This is a genomic window from Streptomyces sp. SID8352 (assembly GCF_009862265.1).
Taxonomy (GTDB): Bacteria; Actinomycetota; Actinomycetes; order Streptomycetales; family Streptomycetaceae; genus Streptomyces.
In genome coordinates, this window is record NZ_WWGX01000099.1 from 1 (window position 1) to 7,809 (window position 7,809).

Genomic DNA, 7,809 nt, shown 5'->3' on the forward strand with positions numbered 1-7,809 from the left:
GACGCGGGGCCGTCGCGACGCGGGGCCGTCGCGACGCGGGGCCGTCGCGACGCGGGGCCGTCGCGACGCGGGGCCGTCGCGACGCGGGGCCGTCGGGACTCCGGCACCACGGCCGCGCGGACCGGCGTCGGCGCCGACCGGCGTGCCGTCGCCGCCGGTGTCCCGGACCCGGCGGGGCTGAGCTGCGGCTCCGCTAGCCTGGACGCACGATGAGCGACCGTACCGACCGACTGACGACTCCCTGGGGCGAGGCCGTGCTGGCCCGGTTCCCCCAGGATCCGCGCGACCGGCTGCGCGCCTGGGACGCCTCCGACGAGTACCTGCTGAGGCATCTCGCGGACCGGCAGGTTCCGCTGTCGGGCCGGGTCGTGGTGCTGGGCGACCGGTGGGGGGCGCTGGTGACGGCGCTGGCGGAGCACCGCCCGGTGCAGATCACCGACTCCCATCTCACCCAGGAGGCGACCCGGGCCAACCTCGCGCGCGCCGGGGTCGAGCCGGGCGCGGTGCGGATGCTCACCACCCAGGACACGCCGCCCGACCGGATCGACGTGCTGCTGGTGCGGGTGCCCAAGAGCCTCGCCCTGCTGGAGGAGCAGCTGCTCCGGCTGGCACCGGCGGTGCACCGGGACACGGTCGTGGTCGGCACCGGGATGGTCAAGGAGATCCACACCTCGACCCTCCGGCTGTTCGAGCGGATCCTCGGCCCGACCCGCACCTCGCTCGCGGAGCGGAAGGCCCGGCTGATCCTCTGCTCGCCGGACCCGGCCGCGGAGCGCCCCGCCAACCCGTGGCCGCTTCGCTACGCCCTCCCGGACGGCATCGGCACGATGTCCGGGCGGCCGGTCGTCAACCACGCCGGGGTGTTCTGCGCCGACCGGCTCGACATCGGCACCCGCTTCTTCCTGGGACACCTGCCCGTGGGAGACGGCCCCCGGCGCGTGGTGGACCTGGGCTGCGGCAACGGCGTGGTCGGTACGGCGGTGGCGCTGGCGGAGCCCGGTTCCGAGGTGCTGTTCACCGACGAGTCGTTCCCGGCCGTGGCCTCCGCGCAGGACACCTACCGGGCCAACGGGGTGCCGGGGCACGCCGAGTTCCGGGTCGGGGACGGGCTGGCCGGGGTGCCCGACGCCAGTGTCGACCTGGTGCTGAACAACCCGCCGTTCCACTCCCACCAGGCAACCAGCGACGCGGCCGCGTGGCGGATGTTCACCGGGGCCCGGCGGGTGCTGCGGCCCGGCGGTGAGCTGTGGGTGGTGGGCAATCGCCACCTCGGGTACCACGTCGCGCTGCGGCGCCTGTTCGGCAACAGCCGGGTGGTGGCGAGCGGTCCGAAGTTCGTGGTGCTGAAGGCCGTCAGGGGGCAGCGGTCCCGGTGAGCACGCGGACGGTCGCCGCGACCGTCCGGGCCATGGCCTCCCGGCCCGCGGCGAGGTAGCCTCGCGGATCGACCGCCTCCGGCCGGGCGTCGAGGCACTCGCGCACGGCGCCGGTCAGGGCGATGTTGAGGGCGGTGCCGACATTGACCTTGGCGATGCCGCCCGCGACCGCGAGGGCGAGTTCGCCGTCCGGCACGCCCGAGGAGCCGTGCAGGACGAGCGGCACGTCCAGCGCGGCGGAGAGCCGCTTGAGCAGGTCGTGGTCGAGGACGGCGGTGCGGGTGGTCATGGCGTGGCTGCTGCCGATGGCGACGGCCAGGGCGTCGACGCCCGAGTCGGCGACGAAGGCACGGGCCTCGCCGGGCAGGGTGCGGGCGCCCGGCGAGTGGGCGTCGCGCGGCGGCTCGCCGTCCTTTCCGCCCACCTCGCCCAACTCCGCCTCGATCCACAGCCCCTGGGAGTGCGCCCAGTCGGCGGCGGCCCGGGTGGCGGCGAGGTTCTCGGTGTACGGCAGCCGGGAGGCGTCGTACATCACGGAGCTGAACCCCGCGTCGGCCGCCCGGCGCAGCAGCGTTCCGTCCTGGACGTGGTCGAGGTGCAGGGCGACGGGGACGGCGGCCACTTCGGCGACGGCGACGGCGGCGCGGGCCAGCGGCAGCAGCCGCCCACCCCGGAACTTGACGGCGTTCTCGCTGACTTGGAGGACGACGGGGGCGCCGGCCGTCTCGGCACCGGAGACGACGGCCTCGACGTGCTCCAGGGTGATGATGTTGAACGCGGCGACGGCGGAGCGCGCCGCGGCGGCTCGGCCGACCAGTTCACCGGTGGTGACGAGGGGCACGGTCTTCTTCCTTCCCGGACCTCGGCGGCCGAGGCGTCAGGGGGCACGGAGTCGGGGGCGGCGCGTCCGGGACCGTACGCCAGGCACGGACCGCAGGCCACCGGAGCGGCGGGGAGAGAGCGGGTCGAAGGAAGGGATCGGGCGACGGGAGCGGGGGGGGCGGTGCCCGCGGACGGACCCCGCACCTGTCGCAGCCTCAACCCTCTTCGATCACCGGAGGGTTGGACGTCACTCGGTGTCGGGGGTGAGGATCACCGAACGGGTGAGGTTGCGCGGGCTGTCCGGGTCGAGGCCCCGGGCGGCGGCGACGGCGACGGCGAGCCGCTGGGCGCGGACCAGTTCGGCGAGGGGATCGAGTTCCCCGTCCACCCACCGGCCGCCGGTCGCCCGGACCTGCTCGGCCAGCCCCTCGGGCGCCGCGCCGAACATCCAGGTTGCGGTGCCGCCGGTGCTGATGCTGATGGGGCCGTGCCGGTACTCCATCGCCGGATAGGCCTCGGTCCACGACAGCGACGCCTCACGCATCTTCAGCGCGGCCTCACTGGCGAGCCCCACGGTCCAGCCGCGGCCGAGGAAGGTGAACTGGTCGCAGCCCACGATCCCTTCGGGCAGCGGCTCGGCGAGAGCGGTGCGCGCGTCGGCGGCGACGGCGTCGGTGTGCAGGCCGAAGTGGGCGCGGAGCAGAGTGAGGGCGGTGGTCGCGAACCGGGTCTGCACGACGGACCGTTCATCGGCGAAGTCGAGGACGACCACGTCGTCGGCGGCGGACATGACCGGTGTCCGCGGGTCGGCGGTGATCGCGGCGGTGCGCGTACGCCCCTTCAACTCACCGAGGAGTCCGAGGACTTCGGTGGTGGTGCCGGAGCGGGTGAGGGCCACGACCCGGTCGTAGGCGCGGCCCCCGGGGAACTCGGAGGCGGCGAAGGCGTCCGTCTCGCCCAGGCCCGCGCCCTCGCGCAGCGCCGCCGCCGCCTGCGCCATGAAGTAGGAGGTGCCGCAGCCGACGATCGCCACCCGCTCCCCCGCCCCGGGCAGCGCTCCGGAGTGACCGGCGGCTTCCTCGGCGGCGCGGGTCCAGCACTCGGGCTGGCTGCTCAGCTCGTCCTCGACATGCGTCACGCCGCACTCTCCCCACTCGGCAATCAATGATTGTTCCTGCAAGATATAGCGAAGTTTCGAGCACAATCAAGCAGCCAGCGGAGCTTTGCGGTGCGTTAGGGTCGGCAGGAGATCGAGGAACGGAGGGGCGGATGTCACGCGACGCCCGCTGGAAGGCGCTGCTGGAACTGCTCGTCGAGCGCGGCAGGCTGGACGTCGAGCAGGCGGCGGCCGAGCTGGGCGTGTCGGCGGCGACGATCCGCCGCGACCTCGACCGTCTCGCGGAGCAGCAGATGCTGGTGCGGACCCGCGGCGGTGCCGTCGTCCACGGGGTCTCCTACGAGCTGCCGCTGCGCTACAAGACCGCCCGGCGCGCCTCCGAGAAGCAGCGCGTGGCGCGGGCGGTCGCGGCCCTGGTGGCGCCCGGGGAGGCGGTGGGACTGACCGGTGGCACCACCACCACGGAGGTCGCCCGCGCCCTGGCCGTCCGCCCCGACCTCTCCTCGGGCACGCCCGCGCTCACCGTGGTCACCAACGCGCTGAACATCGCCAACGAACTGGCCGTGCGGCCCCAGTTCAAGATCGTGGTGACCGGCGGGGTGGCCCGGCCCCAGTCGTACGAGCTGATCGGGCCGCTGGCGGACGGGGTGCTGGGCCAGGTGACGCTGGACGTGGCGGTACTGGGCGTCGTCGCCTTCGACGTCGAGCACGGCGCCGCGGCCCACGACGAGGCGGAGGCGGCGATCAACCGGCTGCTGTGCGAGCGGGCCGAGCGCGTGGTGGTGGCGGCCGACTCCAGCAAGCTGGGACGGCGGGCCTTCGCCCGGATCTGCACGACCGGCGCGGTGGACACCCTGGTCACCGACGACGCGGCCGGCCCGGAGACCGTGGCCCGGTTCGAGGAGGCCGGGGTCCGGGTCGTCCTGGCCTAACAACCCCTAACAAAATGATCTTCGGGCTGCTTGGGCGGCCCTCCGGGGGTTGATCGGGGTGCCGGGTGGCTCGGCGGAAGCCGTGGGAAGTCAATGATGAGCTCTGGGCGGTGATCGAGCCGCTTCTGCCGAGGGTGGAGCGGCAGGTCCGTCATCCGGGGCGGAAGCGGCATCCGGACCGGCTGGTGTTCCAGGGCATCCTGTTCGTGTTGCACACCGGTATCGCCTGGGAACGCCTCCCGCAGGAACTGGGCTTCGGGTCGGGCATGGCCTGCTGGCGCCGTCTGGCGGAGTAGACCGCAGCCGACGTCTGGCCGCGGCTGCACGAGACTCTCCTCGCACCTCTCTGCGGAGCGGACGCTCTGGACTTCTCCCGCGCCGTGGTCGACGGATCTCACATACGGGCATTAAGGGGGCTTCAAAACAGGACGAAACCTTGTTGACCGGGGCAGTCTAAGGGCTCGCAGAGAATCAACGTGTTGCTTTCGGTCTTGTGGCTCGTTGATGTCCGTGACCAACTTGCCGTGAAGTTCGAGGTGCTGTTCCCGCACCTGGACGAACGCCAGCGCCGTCTGCTGATGGGAGCCGAGGCCCGGATCCTTGGACACGGCGGGACCCGGGCCGTCGCGCGGGCGGCCGAGGTCAGCGAGACCACCGTCCGCAACGGCGTCGACGAGCTGGAAGCGGGGGCGGAGCCACTGGGTCGGGTCCGCCGCCCCGGCGGCGGGCGCAAGAGGGCCGCCGAGGTGGATCCGGGGCTGCGACCTGCACTGTTGCCGCTGGTCGAGCCGGACATGCGCGGGGACCCGATGTCGCCGCTGCGCTGGACGACGAAGTCGACACGCAAACTCGTCGCCGAGCTCACCCGGCAGGGCCACCGGGTCTCGGCGGACACCGTCGGTGACCTGCTGCGCGAGGAGGGCTTCAGCCTGCAGGCCAACACCAAGACGATCGAGGGCAACAGCACCCGGACCGCGACGCCCAATTCCGCTATATCAACGAACAAGCCCGCGACCACCGGGACGCCGGGGATCCGGTGATCAGCGTGGACACCAAGAAGAAGGAGCTGATCGGCCAGTACGAGAACGGCGGCCGTGAGCGGATGCCGACGGGGACACCGGTCAAGGTCAAGACGCACGACTTCCTCGACCGCCAGGGACCGGGCAAGGCCATCCCGTACGGGATCCACGACATCGCCGCGAACACCGGCTGGGTCAACGTCGGCACCGGCCACGACACTGCGGCCTTCGCCGTGGAATCGATCCGCCGCTGGTGGCACTCCCGCGGTCGGCACGACTACCCGCATGCCGCACGACTGCTGATCACCGCGGACGCCGGCGGATCCAACGGCTACCGCACCCGCGCCTGGAAGAGTGAACTCGCCGTCCTGGCCACCGAGACGGGCCTGGAGATCACGGTCTGTCACCTGCCGCCTGGGACGTCGAAGTGGAACAAGGTGGAGCACCGGCTGTTCTCCCACATCTCCATAAACTGGCGGGGCAGACCGCTGACCAGCCATGAAGTGATGGTGCAGAGCATCGCCGCGACCACCACCCGCACCGGACTGAAAGTCCATGCCGAACTCGATAGGGGCACCTACGACACCGGAGTGAAGGTCACCGACGCCGAGATCGACACGCTGCCCATGCACCGGCACCGCTTCCACGGCGACTGGAACTACACCCTCCACCCCCAACCTCGCGACACCACCAGCGCAGTCAAGAGCCCGCGGTCAGCCGGCGGCCCGTCCCGGCAGCCCTGCACTGGATGTCTGCGCACCCGGGAGCTGACCGGCATGCCCGAACCAGCACTGGACAAGCTCGTCGAGCAACTGGCACCGAAAATCGATGAGTTACGCGAGCAAGGACGGATTCAGCAGCGGGGAGGCGAACGCATCCGTGCCCGCGGCGCAGGGGCCAAGGACAAGCCGACCGCCGCCGACAGAGTCCTGGCCACCGTGCTCTACCTGCGCAGACTCGGCACCCAAGACCTGCTGGCCCAGCTCTTCGGAGTCAGCGGCAGCACCCTCACCAGGGCCGTTCACCAAGTCCAGCCCCTCCTGGCCGAGCACGTCTACACCATTCCACCCTCGACCGCCAGGTTCCGGACGCCCGCTGACGTCACCGCGTTCCTCGCGAACAGCAACCCTACGGAGATCAAATCAGCATGTTGATTCTCTGCGAGCCCTAACGAGTTGGTGCGTGATAGCGGGTGAGACGTGTTCGGCCTGCTCATGGCCTGTTCTCAGGCGGTGCTGTTGCGGTCGGAGACGAGGTTGGCGATGGCGCGGTAGGTGTGGGGTAGACGGTCGCGGCGGTGGGTCCAGCGCGTCAACTGCTTCCAGCGATTGTGATCGGCGAAGGCGTGTTCGACGGTGATGCGGTCGGAGGAGTGCCCATGGCGGTCGCGTTCCCACCGTTCGACTCTGCCGGACAGTGCTCCCGGGCGAGATCTTCTGGGTGGTGTGATCGCTTGCCCGCGGTGGTCACGGCTCAGGCCGAGGTAGCCGTCGTCCAGAAGGACCTCTACATCGGGGAAGTGCTGGAAGCAGACGGCGATGCCTTCATTGCGGGCGGACGTGGCGTCGTGCATGCTTCCGGGCCGTAGGGCATCGGTCCACAATGTGCGGCCCCGCCAGTCGGCGATCACGGTGGCCTTCATCGTGTTCTGCTTCTTCTTGCCCGATACGAACGCACGTCGGCCGCCACGGTCGGCCGGCGATCTGCGGACCTGGATCTCGGTGGCGTCCAGCCACCGCTTGAACCTTCCCCTTGATCGTGGACATCTGGAGACTGGGACCTGAAGTTCCAGAGGAAGTAGCACCAGGTGGGAAGCAAGTACACGAAGCGGTACACCGCGGAGTTCAAGCGGGACGCCATCGCTCTCGTCGACTCCACGGGTAGGACGGTCACCGCCGTGGCCCGGGAGCTCGGCATCAGCTCCGAGTCTCTGCGCGGCTGGTGCCAGCAGGCCAAGGCGGACAGGGGCGAGGGCGCCCCGGGAGAGCTCACGACCGCCGAGCACGAGGAGCTCAGGCGGCTGCGCCGGCAGAACGCCGGACAGGCCAAGACGATCGAGGTGCTGCGAAAGGCCGCGGTCTTCTTCGCGAAGGAGAGCGATCGGTGAACGAGACGTACGCGTTCATCGAGGCGGAGAAGACCACCCACGGCGTCGCTTTCCTCTGCCGCCTGCTCAAGGTGGCCCGCTCCTCGTTCCACGCCTGGCTCGCCGCGGCGAAGATCAGGGCAGCCCACCGGGCCGCCGACCAGGCCCTGGTGCACGAGATCACCGTGATCCACATCGGCTCGCGCCAGACCTGTGGCGTCCCGCGCGTCCATGCCGAACTACAGCGCCTGGGACGGCGAGTGAACCGCAAACGGGTCGCCCGCCTCATGCGCGCGAGCACGGTGTCCAGGGCGTCACCCGCCGCAAGCGCCGTTCACTGACCAGGCCAGACAACAAGGTCAGGCCGGCCCCGGACCTGATCAGCCGCGACTTCCACGCCGAGATGCCCGGCACGAAGCTGGTCGGCGACATCACCGCGCTGCCGACCGCCGAGGGG

7 protein-coding genes and 3 pseudogenes are annotated in these 7,809 nt (G+C 71.2%); 7 read left to right on the top strand and 3 right to left on the bottom strand.

From position 1 onward, the window contains the following. Positions 1–209: 209 nt before the first annotated feature. Positions 210–1,376 carry a methyltransferase gene (locus GTY84_RS29375; RefSeq protein WP_202551975.1) on the top strand — a complete coding sequence of 389 codons (1,167 nt, stop codon included), beginning with the start codon at positions 210–212 and terminating at the stop codon, positions 1,374–1,376. On the opposite strand, the gene GTY84_RS29380 is transcribed toward GTY84_RS29375, so the two are convergent. Both GTY84_RS29380 and GTY84_RS29385 read right to left on the bottom strand, forming a co-directional pair. Next, positions 1,354–2,217 (bottom strand): ketose-bisphosphate aldolase, encoded by an 864-nt coding sequence (locus GTY84_RS29380; RefSeq protein ID WP_161229445.1) that lies wholly within the window; start codon positions 2,215–2,217, stop codon positions 1,354–1,356. The two genes, GTY84_RS29375 and GTY84_RS29380, sit on opposite strands and share 23 nt — an antisense overlap. 228 nt (positions 2,218–2,445) lie before the next feature. Next, the gene (locus GTY84_RS29385) at positions 2,446–3,336 is read right to left on the bottom strand and encodes a sugar isomerase (protein ID WP_161229446.1); all 891 of its coding nucleotides are present in this window, start codon (positions 3,334–3,336) and stop codon (positions 2,446–2,448) included. Positions 3,337–3,467: 131 nt separating this feature from the next. Between GTY84_RS29385 and GTY84_RS29390 the strand changes: the two genes are divergently transcribed. The 4 genes and pseudogenes from GTY84_RS29390 (at position 3,468) to GTY84_RS34310 (ending at position 6,420) form a co-directional block, all read left to right on the top strand. After that, complete coding sequence (locus GTY84_RS29390) at positions 3,468–4,247, top strand: DeoR/GlpR family DNA-binding transcription regulator (RefSeq protein ID WP_161229447.1); 780 nt, start codon at positions 3,468–3,470, stop codon at positions 4,245–4,247. 65 nt (positions 4,248–4,312) lie between these two features. Then, positions 4,313–4,663 (top strand): annotated as a pseudogene (locus tag GTY84_RS34300) (transposase); the annotation flags it as partial. A gap of 393 nt (positions 4,664–5,056) precedes the next feature. Continuing rightward, positions 5,057–5,880 (top strand): annotated as a pseudogene (locus GTY84_RS34305) (ISAzo13 family transposase); the annotation flags it as partial. 162 nt (positions 5,881–6,042) lie between these two features. Next, positions 6,043–6,420, top strand: coding sequence for a transposase family protein (locus tag GTY84_RS34310; protein WP_237532779.1), 378 nt, complete (start codon positions 6,043–6,045; stop codon positions 6,418–6,420). 71 nt (positions 6,421–6,491) lie between these two features. On the opposite strand, the pseudogene GTY84_RS29405 reads toward GTY84_RS34310, so the two are convergent. Then, positions 6,492–6,998 (bottom strand): annotated as a pseudogene (locus GTY84_RS29405) (transposase family protein); the annotation flags it as partial. A gap of 75 nt (positions 6,999–7,073) precedes the next feature. Here GTY84_RS29405 and GTY84_RS29410 point away from each other — a divergent pair. Further along, complete coding sequence (locus tag GTY84_RS29410; protein ID WP_161229449.1) at positions 7,074–7,373, top strand: transposase; 300 nt, start codon at positions 7,074–7,076, stop codon at positions 7,371–7,373. Further along, positions 7,370–7,693, top strand: coding sequence for an IS3 family transposase (locus tag GTY84_RS35060; RefSeq protein ID WP_161224614.1), 324 nt, complete (start codon positions 7,370–7,372; stop codon positions 7,691–7,693). Before GTY84_RS29410 ends, GTY84_RS35060 begins: the two co-directional genes overlap by 4 nt. Positions 7,694–7,809 lie beyond the last annotated feature (116 nt).